The sequence below is a fragment of the Lactobacillus sp. C449L genome (genome assembly GCF_059900815.1).
Map to the genome: position 1 here is coordinate 1 of NZ_JBWXGA010000232.1, position 454 is coordinate 454.

Annotated in this window: 1 protein-coding gene; it reads right to left on the minus strand. The window is 39.9% G+C overall.

Translation table 11 applies throughout. The annotated features are described in order from the left end of the window. A partial coding sequence (locus AC2JF9_RS09185; RefSeq protein ID WP_500727156.1) for a PstC family ABC transporter permease occupies positions 1–427 on the minus strand: 427 nt, incomplete at its 3' end. Positions 428–454: the final 27 nt, after the last annotated feature.

Consider the following 454-nt stretch of genomic DNA (forward strand, 5'->3'; position numbering starts at 1 on the left):
GAATACCGGCAAGTATTTCGAGAAGTGGTTTTAATGTTCTTCTTAATTTTTCGGAGGCATATTCGCTTAAGAATGCTGCCGTCATCACCCCAATAGGAATAGCAACCAGCATCGCAATCGCAGATGAAATGACGGTGCCGGTTAAAAGGGGCAGAACGCCAAAAACAGCATTATCTCCAAGCGGTTTCAATTTTGTGCCCGTGAAGAAATCTAAAAAGGGGACCTCTTTAAAGAACATGATGGTTTCCGTTAACAAAGTAAGCAGGATGCCGATGGTCGTCAATACAGAAATAGCGGCAACTGCCAATAAAAAGCCTGGGATAAATTTTTCCGTAAAATTACCTACACTTGCTGACTTTTTCTTTTCTTGTATCATTTCACGGACATTCAGTTTCTTGTAATTTTCTTGACCCACGGTTTTTTCCAATTTTAAAAACCCCTTTCATCCTTATTT